The sequence below is a fragment of the Clavibacter michiganensis subsp. tessellarius genome (assembly GCF_021922985.1).
GTDB lineage: Bacteria > Actinomycetota > Actinomycetes > Actinomycetales > Microbacteriaceae > Clavibacter > Clavibacter tessellarius.
Map to the genome: position 1 here is coordinate 485740 of NZ_CP040788.1, position 15283 is coordinate 501022.

14 protein-coding genes are annotated in these 15283 nt (G+C 75.1%); 2 read left to right on the plus strand and 12 right to left on the minus strand.

Going from position 1 to position 15283, the window contains the following annotated elements:
• Window positions 1-8 precede the first annotated feature (8 nt).
• The 5 genes from FGG90_RS02190 to FGG90_RS02210 form a co-directional block, all read right to left on the minus strand.
• The gene (locus FGG90_RS02190; RefSeq protein ID WP_094130863.1) at window positions 9-3035 is read right to left on the minus strand and encodes an alpha-mannosidase; all 3027 of its coding nucleotides are present in this window, start codon (window positions 3033-3035) and stop codon (window positions 9-11) included.
• 133 nt (window positions 3036-3168) lie between these two features.
• Complete coding sequence (locus FGG90_RS02195; RefSeq protein WP_094130861.1) at window positions 3169-4086, minus strand: carbohydrate ABC transporter permease; 918 nt, start codon at window positions 4084-4086, stop codon at window positions 3169-3171.
• Between the two features lie 2 nt (window positions 4087-4088).
• On the minus strand, window positions 4089-5051 hold the full coding sequence (locus FGG90_RS02200; protein ID WP_094131522.1) for a carbohydrate ABC transporter permease: 963 nt from the start codon (window positions 5049-5051) through the stop codon (window positions 4089-4091).
• 45 nt (window positions 5052-5096) lie between these two features.
• A complete protein-coding gene (locus FGG90_RS02205) occupies window positions 5097-6485 on the minus strand; it encodes an extracellular solute-binding protein (protein WP_094130859.1) in 1389 nt (462 codons plus the stop codon).
• A gap of 166 nt (window positions 6486-6651) precedes the next feature.
• A complete protein-coding gene (locus FGG90_RS02210) occupies window positions 6652-7917 on the minus strand; it encodes an ROK family protein (protein WP_094130857.1) in 1266 nt (421 codons plus the stop codon).
• 173 nt (window positions 7918-8090) lie between these two features.
• Here FGG90_RS02210 and FGG90_RS02215 point away from each other — a divergent pair, with 173 nt between their 5' ends.
• Window positions 8091-9308 carry an iron-containing redox enzyme family protein gene (locus FGG90_RS02215; RefSeq protein ID WP_094130855.1) on the plus strand — a complete coding sequence of 406 codons (1218 nt, stop codon included), beginning with the start codon at window positions 8091-8093 and terminating at the stop codon, window positions 9306-9308.
• Window positions 9305-9577: a CDGSH iron-sulfur domain-containing protein gene (locus FGG90_RS02220; RefSeq protein WP_094130852.1), complete on the plus strand. Its 273-nt coding sequence runs from the start codon at window positions 9305-9307 to the stop codon at window positions 9575-9577. Before FGG90_RS02215 ends, FGG90_RS02220 begins: the two co-directional genes overlap by 4 nt.
• A 12-nt stretch (window positions 9578-9589) precedes the next feature.
• On the opposite strand, the gene ypfJ is transcribed toward FGG90_RS02220, so the two are convergent.
• The 7 genes from ypfJ to FGG90_RS02255 form a co-directional block, all read right to left on the minus strand.
• On the minus strand, window positions 9590-10498 hold the full coding sequence (ypfJ, locus tag FGG90_RS02225; RefSeq protein ID WP_094130850.1) for a KPN_02809 family neutral zinc metallopeptidase: 909 nt from the start codon (window positions 10496-10498) through the stop codon (window positions 9590-9592).
• Window positions 10495-11160 (minus strand): DNA alkylation repair protein, encoded by a 666-nt coding sequence (locus tag FGG90_RS02230; RefSeq protein WP_094130848.1) that lies wholly within the window; start codon window positions 11158-11160, stop codon window positions 10495-10497. Before FGG90_RS02230 ends, ypfJ begins: the two co-directional genes overlap by 4 nt.
• A 25-nt stretch (window positions 11161-11185) precedes the next feature.
• Window positions 11186-12199 (minus strand): NAD-dependent epimerase/dehydratase family protein, encoded by a 1014-nt coding sequence (locus FGG90_RS02235; RefSeq protein WP_094130846.1) that lies wholly within the window; start codon window positions 12197-12199, stop codon window positions 11186-11188.
• 105 nt (window positions 12200-12304) lie between these two features.
• Window positions 12305-12826 carry a DUF2017 family protein gene (locus FGG90_RS02240; protein ID WP_094130844.1) on the minus strand — a complete coding sequence of 174 codons (522 nt, stop codon included), beginning with the start codon at window positions 12824-12826 and terminating at the stop codon, window positions 12305-12307.
• Window positions 12823-13206 (minus strand): ATP-dependent Clp protease adapter ClpS, encoded by a 384-nt coding sequence (gene clpS / locus FGG90_RS02245; protein WP_094130842.1) that lies wholly within the window; start codon window positions 13204-13206, stop codon window positions 12823-12825. Before clpS ends, FGG90_RS02240 begins: the two co-directional genes overlap by 4 nt.
• A gap of 88 nt (window positions 13207-13294) precedes the next feature.
• Entirely contained in the window at window positions 13295-13993 is a 699-nt protein-coding gene (locus tag FGG90_RS02250) for a response regulator transcription factor (protein ID WP_094130840.1), read from the minus strand.
• Window positions 13990-15216: a sensor histidine kinase gene (locus FGG90_RS02255; protein WP_094130838.1), complete on the minus strand. Its 1227-nt coding sequence runs from the start codon at window positions 15214-15216 to the stop codon at window positions 13990-13992. Before FGG90_RS02255 ends, FGG90_RS02250 begins: the two co-directional genes overlap by 4 nt.
• Window positions 15217-15283 lie beyond the last annotated feature (67 nt).

Here is a 15283-nt window from a genome sequence, read left to right on the forward strand (position 1 = left end):
GACGCCGGCTAGCGGCGCGCGAACCGCAGGGTCGCGATCTCGAACGGGCGCAGCGTGATCGCCACGCCCTCCCCGGCCGGCACGACGTCGTGGCCCGCGAGCGGCCGCTCGAGCAGGTCGGTGCGGTGCGCCTCGCCGAGCCCGGCCGCGGCATCCACCCGCACGACCGCGTGCTCGCGCCCGCCGCGCGCCTCGTAGAGCCGCACGACGAGGTCGCCCGAGCGGTCCTCGGCGAGCTTCACCGCCTCGATCACGACGGCGGGGTTCGACGAGGTCACGAGCGGCGCGACGCCGTGGTCGCCCGCGACCTCGCGCACCGGCAGGTTGAGGCGGTACCCCGCGTCGGCGGCGTCGAGCACGTCGGGCGCCACGCGCACCGCGGAGCGCAGCACGTGCCGGCCCTGGTCGGCGTGCGGATCCGGGAACACGGGCGCCCGGAGCAGCGACTGGCGCACGAGGGTCGCGCTGCCGCCGTCGGGACGGGGGATCCGCGTCACGTCGTGCCCGTACGTCGCGTCGTTCGCCACCGCCACGCCGAAGCCCGGCTCGCCGACGTGCACCCAGCGGTGCGCGACCGTCTCGAAGCGCGCGGTCTCCCACGACGTGTTGGCGTGGGTCACGCGCTGCACGTGCCCGAACTGCACCTCGGAGGCGGCGCGGTCGGCGTGCACGTCGAGCGGGAACGCGAGCTTGAGGAGCTTCTGCCGCTCGTGCCAGTCGACGTCGGTCACCACCTGGAGCTCGGGCTCCCCGGCCGTCAGGGTCCACGTCTGGGTGATGCGGGAGGAGCCGGCCGCGCGCTCGACCACGAGGGCCGCGCCGTCGATCCGGACCGCCGACACGTCGGTGAGGTCGGTGCGGTTGCGGCGGTAGGCGTCGTCGATGTCCCACGCGTCCCACTGGTTCGGGGTGTCGCGGAACAGCTGGAGGAGGCCGAGTCGCTGGCCGGGGGCGACGAGGTCGCGGCCGGACGCGTGGTCGACCAGCGAGGAGACCGTGCCGTCGGCCGCGAACCGCGCGCGCACGAATCCGTTTTCGAGGACCCAGCCGTCGCCGTCGGGGACGGGCACCCCGGCGGCCGGGGCGTCGACCGCGACCGCCGCGGACAGCGCGCCCACGCCGTCCGCGTCGACGGGCGCCGCGTTGAACGCGATCCGCCGCTCGCCGGGTCCCGCGAGCGCGCCCTGCGCCTCCGCCACCAGCTCCCGCAGCCGGCCCTGCACGCGGGCGTGCTCGCGCTCGGCCTCCTGGTGCACCCACGCGATGGAGGTGCCGGGCAGGATGTCGTGGAACTGGAGCAGCAGCACGGTGCGCCACAGCGCGTCGAGCTCGTCGTGCGGGTACTCCACGAGGTCGCGGACGGCCGCGGTCGCGAGCCAGAGCTCGGCCTCCCGCAGCAGGTGCTCGCTCCGCCGGTTGCCCTGCTTCGTGCGCGCCTGCGACGTGTACGTGCCGCGGTGGAACTCGAGGTACATCTCGCCCGACCACACGTGCGGATCCCGGATCTCCGCCCGCGCGGCGTCGAAGAACGCCAGCGGCGTGCCGAGCGTCACGCGCGGCGACCCCTCGAGGTCGTGCGTGCGGTGCGCCGCCGCGACCATCTCGCGGGTCGGCCCGCCGCCGCCGTCGCCCCAGCCGAACGGCACGATGGAGGAGTTGCCCACGGCCTTCTCCGCGTGCTGCCGCTCCGCGCGCGCGAGGTCCTCCCCGGAGAGGTCGGAGTTGTAGGAGTCCACGGGCGGGAAGTGCGTGAAGACGCGGCTCCCGTCGATCCCCTCCCAGAGGAAGGTGTGGTGCGGCATCGTGTTGGTCTCGTTCCACGACTGCTTCTGCGTGAAGAAGTACTCGGCACCTGCTCCGCGCACGATCTGCGGCAGCGCGCCCGTGTAGCCGAACGAGTCGGGCAGCCACACCTCGCGGGAGTCGATCCCGAACTCCTCGCGGAAGAACCGCTTCCCGTGCACGAGCTGGCGGACGAGCGCCTCGCCGCCCGGCATGTTCGTGTCGGACTCGACCCACATGCCGCCCACCGGCACGAACCGGCCCTCGGCGACGCGCCGCCGCAGGCGCTCGAAGAGGCCCGGGTGGTCCTCCTTCAGCCACGCGTACTGCTGCGCGCTGGAGGCCGCGAACACGAAGTCCGGATCCTCGTCCATGAGCGCGAGCACGTTGGAGAACGTGCGCGCGACCTTGCGGCGGGTCTCGCGCACGGGCCAGAGCCACGCGGAGTCGATGTGCGCGTGGCCGACGGCCGTGACGCGGTGCGCGCTCGCGTGGGCGGGCGCGGCGAGCACGGCCCGGAGCTCCTCGCGGCCGGCGTCGGCGGTGCCCGCGACGTCGTCGGGGTCCACCGCGTCGCACATGCGCTCGAGGGCCGCGAGGATCTCGGCCCGCCGCGACGACGCCGGATCCAGCTCCGCCATCAGCCCGCGCAGCGTCCACACGTCGCGGTCGAGCTCCCAGACGGCCTCGTCGCGCCAGGCGAGGTCCATGGTGCGCAGCCGGTAGAGGGGCTCGTCACCCGCGGTCGCGGGGTCGCCGAGCGGCGTCTCCCCGTGGAAGGAGTCGCCGCCGATGTCGGGGTTCGAGGCCGCCTCGATCCAGAGGTCGATGGGCGTGCCCGGCGCCGTGCCCGCCCCGACGGCCGCGAGGGGCACGTACCCGTTGTACGGCTCGATGGCCTTGACGACGCTCCCGTCGGGGCGGTGCACGAGGCCCTCGGCCTGGAAGCCCGGCTGCCGGTCGCTGAAGCCGAGGTCGACGACGACCTCGAGGACGGTGCCCGCAGCGTCCGCGTCGGCGGGCACGACGCCCGTGACGTGGAACCACGTGGTGCCCCACGCACGGCTCCACGGGGTGCCGACCGCGAAGGGCCGGTACTCCTGCCGCACCGCCTCGGCGAACGGCACGGGTTCGCCGGGCGCGTCCCACGCCGCGATGTCGAGCGCCATCCGGCGGCGGTGGACGTTCGGCACGAGGCGGTCGCGCACGAAGCGCTCGATGCGGGCCTCGGCGAGCGCGGGGGTGGGGGGCATGGTCGTCTCCGATCGGTGGTGCGGCGGACCGCGGGAGGGATGGTCGGGCGCCGCGCGGTCGGCGCGCCCGTGGTGCGGGTCGGGGCGGTGCGGGCGGATGCGGGCGGTGGCGACGCGGGGCGCCGCCCGCGCATCAGCCCTTCACGGCGCCGGCGAGCGCGTTCGAGCCGCCGAGCGTGCGCGACACGAGCACGTACAGCGCGATGACGGGCACCGAGTACACGAGCGAGAACGCCGCGAGCTGGCCGTACGCGACCGACCCGTACTGCCCGAAGAAGGCGAAGATGCTCACGGCGGCGGGCTGCTTGTCCGGGCTCAGCAGCAGGATGAAGGGCACGAAGAAGTTCCCCCAGGCCTGGATGAACACGAAGATGGACACCACCGCGATCCCCGGCCGCATGAGCGGCACGACGATGTGGGTGAGCGTCCGGAGCATCGACGCGCCGTCGGTCCACGCGGCCTCCTCGAGGGAGATCGGCACGGAGTCCATGAAGTTCTTCGCCATCCAGATCGCCATCGGCAGGCTCGTGGCGGCGAGGAAGAAGACCGTGCCGCCGATCGAGTCGATGAGGTCGAGCGCGACGAAGAGGCTGTAGACGGGCACCATCATCGCGGTGATGGGCAGGCACGTCCCGAAGAGGATCCCGTAGAGGAACGGCTTGGTGATCCGCATCCGGTAGCGCGACAGCGGGTAGGCCGCGAGGATCGCGACCACCACCGTGACGATGGCGCAGCCGCCCGAGAGGATCAGGCTGTTCATCAGCGGGATGAACGCGATCTCGGGCGTGAGCACGGCCCGGAAGTTGTCGAGCGTGAACTCCTCCGGCACCTTCGCCGACAGCGTCGCCGACGGGTCGAAGGCCGCGAGCAGGAGCCACACGAGCGGCACGGCGAAGCACAGGGCGACGAGCACCAGCACGCCGTTCGCCACGGCGCGCATCACGCGGCCGCTCGGCGAGGTCATGCGGGAACCCGGCGGGCGGACCGCGCGGCGGGACAGGGGCGAGCGGGAGGCGCGGGCGGGAGCCGGCGCCGTCGTGGTCACGGCCATGGTCAGTCCACCTCCGGGCGCAGCGCCCTGATGTAGATCACCGAGAACACGGCTCCCACGAGGAGCATGATCGTGGCGATCGCGGTGCCGAAGCCCAGCTGCGAGAACTGGAACGCCTCCTGGTAGGCGAGGATCGGCAGGGTCGAGCTGCTGGTGCCGGGGCCGCCGCCCGTCATCACGAAGATGAGGGTGAAGACCGAGAGCGTCTGCAGCGTGGTGAGCATGAGGTTCGTCGAGATGCTGCGGCGGATCACCGGCAGCGTGATGAAGACGAGGCGCTGCCACCCGGTCGCGCCGTCCACCTCGGCCGACTCGGTGATCTCCGGCGGCACCTCCTGCACGGCGGCGGCGTAGACGAGCATCGAGAAGGCGGATCCGCGCCACACGTTCGCGAGGATCACCGACAGCAGCGGCAGCCCGTAGAGCCAGTTGGCGCCCGGGATCCCGAACCAGCCGAGGATCGTGTTGAGCGTCCCCGTGTCGTTGAAGAAGGCATAGGCGGCGAACGCGGCGACGATCTCCGGCAGCACCCAGGCGGCGATGACGAAGGTGCCGACGACCGCGCGCACGACGCGGTTCCCCTGGCGCATCAGGAGCGCCAGCCCGAGCCCGACGACGTTCTGCCCGACGACCGCGGAGAAGAAGACGAACGCGAGCGTGAGGAGCACCGACTTCGGGAAGTCGGGGTCCGCGAACAGCGCGGTGTAGTTGTCGAAGCCGATGAACTTCGCGCCGCCGGCGGCGTACCCGGTGAGGGACGCGTCGGTGAAGGAGCCGTAGAGGCTCGAGATCACGGGGCCCAGGAGGAACAGCGCGAGCAGGACGATGGAGGGGATCAGCGGGATCGTGCGCGCGCGGGTGCGGAGCGCGCGGGCGCGGGCGCGGCCCGGGCGGACGGGCGACGGCCCGCCCGGTGCCCGGCCGACGCCCGATCCGGCCGCGTCCCGCCCGTCGGCGCTCCGCACGTCGGCGTCGGGGCCGACCGGGACGGGGGCGAGGGTGGCCACGGATCAGTCCTCGGCCTTCTCGGTCCCGTCCGCGCCGACGATGCCGACGAGGGCCTGGTCGTACGCGGCGGCCGCCTCCTCGGGCGTCTGCTGGCCGGTCATCACCGACTCCATGGCGACCGTGATCGCGTTGGAGATGCGGCTGTAGTCGGTGGTCGCCGGCCGGAAGTGCGTCGTGTCGACGAGCGAGGAGAAGAACGCGGAGGTGGGATTCGAGGAGACGTACTCCGGATCCTCGGCCACGTCGCTGCGCACCGCGATCTGGCTGGCGGCGATGTCGTACGACTTCGAGCCCTCCTTGTCGAGCGCATCCGCGATGAACTCGAACGCCTTGTCGGGGGCCTTCGTCTTCGCTCCGACCGCGAGGGTCCAGCCGCCGGACATGCTCACGGATCCGGGCGCCTGGCCGTCCTGCGTGGGCATGGGCGCCTGCCCCATCACGGTGTCCCACTCGGGCCACGGGTTCGTGCCGCTGTCGAGCCAGGTGCCGCTCAGCCAGGATCCGTCGAGGTCGATGGCGAGCTTGCCCTGCGGCAGCCACTGGCCGGCGACGATGGTGCCGATGTTGGTGTCGAGCGCCTCCTCGGGCTTCGGGCCGACGCCGCCCTGGTAGACGTCGCGGATGAAGCCGAGCGAGTCCTCGAAGCCCTGCGAGCCCGTGAGCCACTTGCCCGACGCGTCGTCGTAGAGCGTGCCCGTGGGCGTGCCGTAGTGCAGCATCTCGAAGCCCTGCATCGTGGCGCCCTCGCCCTGCGGCTTGCCGGAGTAGACGTTGATCGGGACCACGTCCGGCAGCGCCTGCTTGAGCGTCTTCGCCGCGTCGAGCACGTCGTCCCAGGTCTTGGGCTCCCACGGCACCGGCAGCCCGGCCTTCGCGAAGAGGTCCTTGTTGTACCAGAGGGCGCGCGTGTCCGTGCCCATGGGGATCCCGTAGACCTTCCCGTCCTCGCCGACGCCCGCCTGCTTGGCGGAGTCGAAGAAGGCGCCCCAGTCGTCCCACTTCCCGACGTGCTCGTCGAGGGGGAGGAGGTACCCGGCGGCGGCGTCGGACTTGACCTTGAAGGTGTCCTCGTACATCACGTCGGGAGCGGTCGAGGGCGAGCGGTTCATCAGCGCGAGCTTGGTGAAGTAGTCGTCGTTCTGGGCGGCGATGGGCACGAGCTCGACCTTCATGCCGGGGTTCGCGGCCTCGAAGGTCTTAGCCGTCTCCTTCATGTGGTCGTCCATCTGGGTGAACGTCCCGAACTTCTGGTACGCGACCTTGATGGTCTTCCCGTCCCCGCCGCCGGAGCCGCCCGAGCAGCCGCTGGCGAGGAGGAGGGCGGCGACGGAGGCCGCCGTGATCTGGAGGATGCGCGCCCGCGTCCGGCGGTGCGGCGTTCGATTCGTCATGGTGCTCCCTTGCTCCACTGGCCCGGACGGTCGGCGTCGTCGCCGGTCGTCGAGGGTTAGCCAAACGTATGGACTAATCCATGTCAAGACATCAGGCACGGCGGATGCGCGACGATCCGGAGGCCGGAGGCCGGTGCCGGGGGTCGACGCTGCCGCCGTCGGGGCGCTACGGCCGGATGAGCATCGCGGACGGCCGCGGCGAGAAGGCGTTGTCGAGCACGAGGCAGGCGGCGCCCACCGCGGCGACGTCGTCGCCGATCGCCGACTCGACGATGCGCACCGGGTGCTTGGCGATGAGCGCGGGGGAGCGGCGCACCTCCTCGGGGAGCAGCTCCAGCACGACCCGCGAGATCGGCTGCCAGAAGGGACCGCCGCAGACGACCTCGTCGAGGTCGAGCAGGTTCACCTGGATCACCACGGCGTGCGCCAGGTGCCGGGCCGCGGCCCGCACGATCCGCCGGGCCGGGCCGTCCTCCGCGTCGGCGCGCGCGGCCAGGGCGTGGAAGGCCTCGCCGATGAGCCGCATGTCGACCGCGTCGCCGCTCGCCGCGGCCTCCGCGAGCGCCGCGTCCGAGACAGCCCCCGGCGCGAGCGCCCCGCCCTCGACGGCCTGGCGGACGAGCGCGTGCGGCGTGATGAGCTCGCCGACGCAGCCGATGCGCCCGCAGGTGCAGCGCCGCCCGCGCGACGCCACCATGATGTGCCCGGCGTCGCCCGCGTTCGAGCTCGCGCCCCGCACGGGCTCGCCGCCCAGCACGAGGCCCGTGCCGAAGCCCGTCCCGTAGTAGACGAAGGCGAGGTTCCGCCGGCCGCCGTCGCCGAACCACAGCTCGGCCACGGCCGCGGCGGTCACGTCCTTCTCGAGCAGCACGGGCAGGCCCGTCGCGGTGGCGAGCGCGGAGCGGAGCGGGACGTGGCGCCAGCGCGGCAGCATCGGCGGATCCAGCACCAGGCCCTCGGCGACGTCGATGGGCCCGGGCGCCGCGATGCCGACGCCGAGCACCGCGGACCGGTCGACGCCCGCGTCGCGGATCAGCCCGTCGACGAGCCGGGCCACCAGCGCCACGACGTCGTCCGGGCGCGACGCGGACGGCGTCGGCGAGCTCGCGTGCCGGAGCACGGCGCCCTCGAGGTCGAGGAGCACCGCGGTGATCACGGCCGGGTCCACGTGCACGCCCACGGCGAGGCGGCCGGCGGCCACGAGGTGCAGGAGCGTGCGGGGCTTGCCGGGGCCGCGGATCACGGTGCCGCCCTCCCGCACGAGCCCCTCGTCGATGAGGCGGCGGGCGACGTTGGTGACGGTCTGCGCGCTCAGCCCGGTGCGCTCGGCGACCTCGGACCGGCTCGCGCCGTCGGTCGCGCGCCGGATCGCGTCGAGCACGACGGTGCGGTTGTAGCCGCCGATCGCGGGGAGGTTCGTGCCGCGGCGCATCGGCATCCTCCTCGATCCGGGTCGGGCCCGTCGCGCACGGGCCCCTCCGCAGTATCCCGGATGGACGGGCCCCGCCCGGCCGCGGGCCGCCGGTGACCCCGTTCCCTTACCGCTGCCCGGGGCGGATCCGACACGCCCGGCCGGGCGTCCGCGGGTCGGAGCAGGGTGGATCCATGACCGACGTCCTCACCGCCCACGAAGCGGTCCGCACCCTGCCCCTGCCCGTCCCCGCGCCGCGCGGCCCGCTGAGCGCCGCGCTGATCGCCGACCTCCTCGGCGCGCCCGCCCGGACCGCGGCCCCGCAGGGCGCGGCCGCCGCCGATGGATCCGCGCGCACCGGCACCGCCGCCGACGCGCTCCGGATCGCCGCCGCCCCCGACCTCGCGGCGCTCGCCGCCGAGGCGCTCGCCGCGACGGACGACGTCGTCCGCGACGACGACGTCCAGCTCGCCCTCTTCTGCCTCTACGAGCTGCACCACGCGGGGATCGCCGGGGTCGACGACGACCGCGAGTGGGACCCGCGCCTCCTCGCCGTCCGCGGGATCCTCGAGGCCGCGTTCGAGGCCGCCCTGCGCGAGCGGGTGTCCGTGCCCGCGCGTCCCGAGGCCACGTCCGGGGGCGTGGCCGCCGCGCTCTTCGCGCTCACCGCGGCCGACTCCGGGCCGTCGCTGTCGCGGTTCGTCGCGCGCAAGGCGACCGAGGAGCAGCTCCGGGAGTTCCTCACGCACCGCTCGATCTACACGCTCGGCGAGGCGGATCCGCACTCCTGGGCCATCCCGCGCCTCCGCGGCCGCTCGAAGGCCGCGCTCGTCGAGATCCAGGCCGACGAGTACGGCGGCGGGCGGCCCGAGCGCGTCCACGCGACGATCTTCGGCGCCACGCTCCGCGGCGTCGGCCTCGACGACCGGTACGGCGCGTACCTCGACGACGTGCCCGCGATCACGCTGGCCTCCTCGAACGCCATGTCGCTCTTCGGCCTGCACCGTCGCCTCCGCGGCGCCATCGTCGGCCACCTCGCCGCGTTCGAGATGACCTCCAGCGTGCCCAGCCGCCTGTACGCGAGCGGGATCCGCCGCCTCGGCTTCGGCGACGACGTGGCCTGGTACTACGACGAGCACGTGGAGGCGGACGCGGTGCACGAGCAGATCGCGGCCCACGACCTCGCGGGCGGGCTCGTCGAGTCCGAACCCGAGCTCCTCGACGACGTGCTCTTCGGCGCGGCCGCGTGCCTCGAGGTCGAGGGCTGGGTCGGCGCGCACGTGCTGGCGAGCTGGACGGCCGGGCGGTCGTCGCTGCGGCGCGCGCCGGGCGGTCCGGCGGAGGAGGGCTCCGTGGACGCTGTCGTGGCGGGCGCGATCCCCGCGGGTGCCGTCCCGGCGGACGCCGCGTGAGCGTCGCACCCGCCGACGGCGAGTCGTCCGCCGCGCCCGCGCCCGCGCGCCCGGCCGGCGACGTCCCGCGCATCATCGCCTACCCGGACGGCCCGCTCCTCGTGCGCGGCGAGTTCGAGATCGTGGATCCTGACGGCCGTCCCGTGCCCCGCACGCGCAGCACCGTGGCGCTCTGCCGCTGCGGGGTCTCCTCGATCAAGCCCTACTGCGACGGCACCCACCGGCTGGTCGGGTTCCGCACGGACCCGCCGGCGCCCGCCGCCGACTGACCCCGCGGGGCCTCACAGCCGGTCGCCCGCGACGGCGAAGGTGTCGCACGCGGTGGGGCCGCCGGCGCGGCCGGTCTCGAACCAGCGCTGGCGCTGCTCGGCGGATCCGTGGGTCCAGGTGTCCGGATCCACGCCGCCGCCGCCCGACGCCTGGATGCGGTCGTCGCCCACCGCGGCCGCCGCGTCGAGCGCGTCGGCCACCTCCGCCGCGGTGACGGGCTCCAGGAACGGCGTGCCGGCGTCGTCGCGCACCTGCGAGGCCGCGCCGATCCAGGCCCCCGCGTAGCAGTCGGCCTGCACCTCGAGCCGCACGGAGTCGGAGTCCGGTCCCGTGCCGCGGCGGTCGGCGCGGTCGAAGGCCCCGGTGAGCTGCTGGATGTGGTGCCCCCACTCGTGGCCGACCACGTACATCTGCGCGAGCGGCCCACCCGACGCGCCGAACCGGGTGCGCAGCTCGTCGAAGAACGACGTGTCGACGAACAGGCGCCGGTCGGGCGGGCAGTAGAAGGGCCCGGTGGCGCTCGACGCCTCGCCGCAGCCCGTGGTCGTCGCCGCGTCGAAGAGCGAGAAGCCCGGGCTCGCGTAGTCCGCGATCCCGACGGCCGGGGCCTCCGCGGCCCAGTACGTGTCGAGCGAGTCGGCGGCGCCCGCCATGCGGCACTCGACGCTCGCGTTCGCCTCCCGGCCCGTCGTGCAGCCCTCGATCGCCTCGTCGCGCTGGTCGGAGGATCCGGTGCCGCCCCCGGCGCCGCCGCCCACGAGCTGCGACAGGTCGACGCCCGTGAACTGCTGCACGAGGATCACGGCCACGACGACCAGGAGCCCGCCCCCGCCCGCCGCGATGCCGGTCGTGCGTCCCCGGCCGCCGCGACGCCGCGTGACCTTGCTGCTGTCGATGCGGGCGTCGTCGTCGAAGGTCATGGACCGACCGTACCGGCGCCGGCGTCCGGCGGCAGGGGCAGGTCGGGCCGGGCGGCCGCGACGTCCGTGCGGATCCGCTCCACCGCCTCCCGCACGACGTCGTGCCCGCCGCGCGGCGCCGCCCCGGCGACCCGCGCCCGCCGGAGGAAGGCGTCCCAGTCGCCGCCGCCCGCGCGCAGCGGCCGCGACGCGGACAGGAGCGCGGCCCGGCGGAGCCACACGTCCTGCTCGCCGGCCCAGCGGTCGAGCGCGGCGTCGGCCCTGGCGCGCGCGGATCCGGCGAGGCCGTCCACGAGCGGCCCGATCACGTCGAGCGCGAGCGGGTCCACGAGCGCCCGCAGCCGCGCGTCGCGCACGAACCCCTCGATGCGGGTGAGGTCGCCGTTGTCGAGCCGCGCGACGTGCGCCTGCAGCAGCACGACCGCCGCGAGCCGCTGCTCGTACACGCGGCTCCGCCACAGCTCGGACGCCAGCGCCACCGCATCGTCGCGCGTCATGCCCGGCCGGCGGCGGCCGAGGTCCCGCACGGTCCCGCGCACGGCGCCCACGGACGCGCCCACGAAGGCCAGGTCGGAGCGCAGGCGCTCGCGCTCGGCGTCCGCGCGGTACCCGTCGCCCTCGCGCTCGAGGGTGGCCGCCACGAACGCGGCGTCCTCGCTCACCGGCGGCCCTCCGCCATGCCGGGCGTCATCCGGCGAGCGGCGCCGAGCCCTCGCGGCCGGTGCGCCGCACGAACGCCCGCCCGAACTCGGCGAGCACCTCCTCGGCCGGATGCTGCGGCGCCCACCCGAGCACCTCGCGGGCGCGCGCGGTCGACATCACGGGCGCGTTCGCGGCGATGTCGATCCAGCCGGGATCGGTCCGCTGCACGCGCAGCCGCCAGCTCGCGGACACGAGCGCGCGGAGCGCCGGGAGCGGCACGGTCACGACGCGCGCGCCGAGCAGGCGGCCGACGAGCGCGGGGTCGACGACCGGATCCGTCGCGATGTTGAAGGCCCCCGGCGCCCGCCGCTCCACCGCGCGCCAGAACGCGTCCGCGACGTCCTCGTCGTGCACGACCTGCGACACCAGCTCCCGCGGGAGCGGCAGCACGGGCGTGCGGGTGGCGAGCCCGAGCCAGCGCGTCGGGATCCACCGCCCGAGGAAGAGGCCCGCGATCTCCGCGGCCGCCTCGTCGTGCATCACGAGCCCCGGTCGCATGCGCGTCACGACGACCTCGGGGTGCGCGGCCGCGAAGGCGTCCATCGCGCGCTCGTTCTCGGCCTTGTGCCGCGAGTAGTGGGAGGTGTGGATCCCGCCGGTGGGCCACGTCTCGTCCCGCGGCCGGTCCTTCGGCGCCGCGCTGTACGCGCCCACGGACGAGGCCACGACCACCTGCGGCACGCCGGCCTGCGCGACGGCCTCGAGGACGTAAGCCGTGCCGAGCACGTTGGTGCGGTGCATCACGCGCTCGCGGTGGTTGGGCTGCAGCGCCCAGCCGAGGTGGATGACGGCGTCGGCGCCGCGCATCGTGGCCGCGAGCCCGGAGACGGCGCCGGCCGCGCCGATGTCGGCGAGCCGCCAGGTCACGCCGGAGTAGGGCTCCACGGAGGCGTCGGGCATGCGCCGCGCGACGCCCACGATCTCGGCCCCCGCGGCGTGCAGGCGACGGAGGATCCCCGTGCCGAGGTTCCCGGTCGCTCCGATGACGACGACGCGCATGATGCTCCTCTCCTGCGGACGCGGCCCGCCGGGCCGGCGGATCCGCGGGTCACCTCCATCATGCTCGCCGCGGCGGCGGACGGTCCGGCATCCCGCACGGGCGGGTCAGCGGTCGACGGCCTCGATCAACGAGCCCTGCGCGAACGTCAGCCAGTCGTACAGCCCCGCGCTCTCCTCGGGCGCCCGCGCGCGCCAGGCGTCGGACTCGTCGATCCGCAGCGGCACGGAGATCGCCAGCCGGAGGTCGTTGAGGGTCCGCAGCCACGCCTGCGCGTCCGCGGGGTCGAGCACGACGAGGAGGCCCCGCCGCCCGGGGCCGCGCGCGTCGGCCTCCGCGAGCGTGCCCTCGACGACGGACGCGTTCGCGGCCTTCGCCTCGGCGAGGTCGGTGGCGGTGAAGCGGCGGAACTCGGCGGACGCCTCGGCGTCGTCGGGGTACGCGTCGGGCAGGAGCCGCGCCGTGACCGGGCCGGGGGAGGCGGGCGACCGGTCGGCCCCGGCGGACGGGTCGTCCCCGTCGGCGAGGATGCCGGTCAGCTCGCCGAGGAGCCCGCGCAGCAGCGCGACCTCGTGCGGCTCGAGGTGCGCCTGGACGGTCCCGTCGGGCCGGGCGCGGAACGCCCTCACGCGTCGACCCGCTCGAGCGTCGCCCACAGGCCGTAGCCGTGCATCGCGAGCACGTGGCGCTCGATCTCCTCGCGGATCCCGGTGGCCACGACCGCCCGCCCGTCCTCGTGGACGCGCAGCATCAGCTCGTCGGCGCGCTCGCGCGGGAACCCGAAGTAGCTGCGGAACACGTACGAGACATACGTCATGAGGTTCACCGGGTCGTTCCACACCACGCAGCTCCAGACGGGAGGGGTGGCGGGGCGCTCGAGCAGGCCGGTGTCGGCGCCGGGGCTCGCGCCCGTGCTCGTGCCGGGGTCGCCCACGGGCGGATCCGCCGCGCGGCGGGCCCGGAGGAGGGGACGCGCGGCGGTGCGCGCGTCCGCGTGGATGGTGGTCATGCCGCTCCTCGGGTGCCCGCCCGGCCGATCCCCGGGGACTCCATCCTCTCGCGCCGGGACGGGCCGACGCGACGCCCCCGGCGACCCGTCACGCACCGGGCCGCACGAGTCCGCAGTCGTACGCGAGGATCACGGCCTGCACCCGGTCGCGCACCTCGAGCTTCGCGAGCACCCGGCCCACGTGCGTCTTCACCGTCGACTCCGACAGGTACAGGCGGCCCGCGATCTCCTGGTTGGTGAGGCCCTCGGCGAGGGCGGTGAGCACCTCGAGCTCGCGGGCGGTGAGCGGACGGAGCCGGGGATCCGCCGCGCCCGAGCCGCCGCCGGCGTCGGCGCCCGCCGCGGGCATCGCCGTGCCGAGCAGCTCGATCATGCGGCGCGTCACGCGCGGCGAGATGGCGGCGTCGCCGTCGGCCACGGCGCGGATCGCCTCCATGAGGTGCTCCGGCCGCGTGTCCTTCACGAGGAACCCGCTCGCGCCGGCGCGCAGGCCGGCGAAGGCGTACTCGTCGAGGTCGAAGGTCGTGAGCACGATGACGCGCGTCGCCGGGTGGCGCGCGACGATCTCCGTGGTGGCCTCGATGCCGTCCATGCCCGGCATCCGCACGTCCATGAGCACGATGTCGGGGGAGAGCTCGCCCGTGCGCGCGACGGCCGCGCGCCCGTCGGCGGCCTCGCCGACCACCTCGATGCCGGGCTCTGCGTCGAGCACCATCCGGAAGCCCATGCGCACGAGCGCCTGGTCGTCGACGATGAGCACGCGGACGGGGCGGGCGGGGTCGGTCATCGGTCCTCCTGGATCCGCGGGGGGAGCGGGGCGCGGCGGTCGCCGTCCCCGGGTCGCACGTCGTGGCGGCCGCTCGGCAGGGTCGCGAGCACGCGCCAGCCGCCGCCCTCCCGGCGGCCCGCCGACGCGGTGCCGCCGTAGACGGCCATCCGCTCGGACACCCCGAGGAGCCCGCGTCCGCTGCCCGGGACGGGCGGCACGACCGGACCGGTGACGTCGTCGTCCGTCACCTCCACGGTGATCGCGTCGGGCCGGTGGTCGACGCGCACGTCCACCCGGTCGGCGTTGGGCGCGTACCGCAGCACGTTGGTCAGCGACTCCTGCACGACGCGGAAGACGGCGAGCTGCCGGCCCCGGTCGTCGGGAGGGGCGCCCGTCGTCGTGAAGCGCACGGGCAGGCCGGTCGTGCGGAACGAGTCGACGAGCGCGGCGAGGTCGGCGTGGCCGGGCTGCGGCGCGCGGAGGGGCGGCGCGTCCGCGTCGGCGTCCTCGGCGAGCACGCCGAGCATCCGCCGCATCTCGGAGAGCGAGGTGCGGCCCGTGTCCGCGACCTCGCGCATGGCCTCGCGGGCGAGCTCGGGTCGCCCGACGGCGCTCGCGCGGGCCCCGTCCGCGAGGGTCACCATGACGGTGATCCCGTGGGCCACGATGTCGTGGATCTCCCGCGCGATGCGGGTGCGCTCCGCCGCGGTCGCGAGGAGCGCCTGCTGGTCGCGCTCGCGGGCGAGCTGCACCGCGAGGTCGCGCAGGGCGTCGACGTAGCGCTTCCGTCCGCCGATGTTGACGCCGATCAGCGTCGCGATCAGCATCGGGATGAGGGCCACCACGAGCAGCGTCGCCGCGGAGAGGTCGAGCGGTCCCGTCCCGGCGGTGGTCGGCACCACGACGGCCGCGAGGGCCGCCGCGCCGCCGAGTCCCAGCCATGCGCGGCGGGTGGATCCGTGCACGGCCACCGCGTACAGCGCCACCGCGATCACGATGCCGTCGAACGCGCCGGTGATGACGGCCGAGGCCGCGGCCGAGGCGCCGGCGATCGCGAGGACGGTCACGGGGCGGGTGCGGCGCGCCATCAGCGCGACCCCGGTGACGAGCGCCAGCACCACGACCACGACGCCCCCGGCGGGCACTGCCGAGCGGCTGCCGGACACCGCGCCCGACGCGATCGACGCCCACGTCACGACCAGGGCGAGCGCCCCGTCGACGACGCGCGGGTGCCGGGCCATCCAGCCGCGGACGGCGCCGGGCGGGGTGGGCAGGCGGACGCCGTCGGGCGCGGCGACGTCCGCCGCG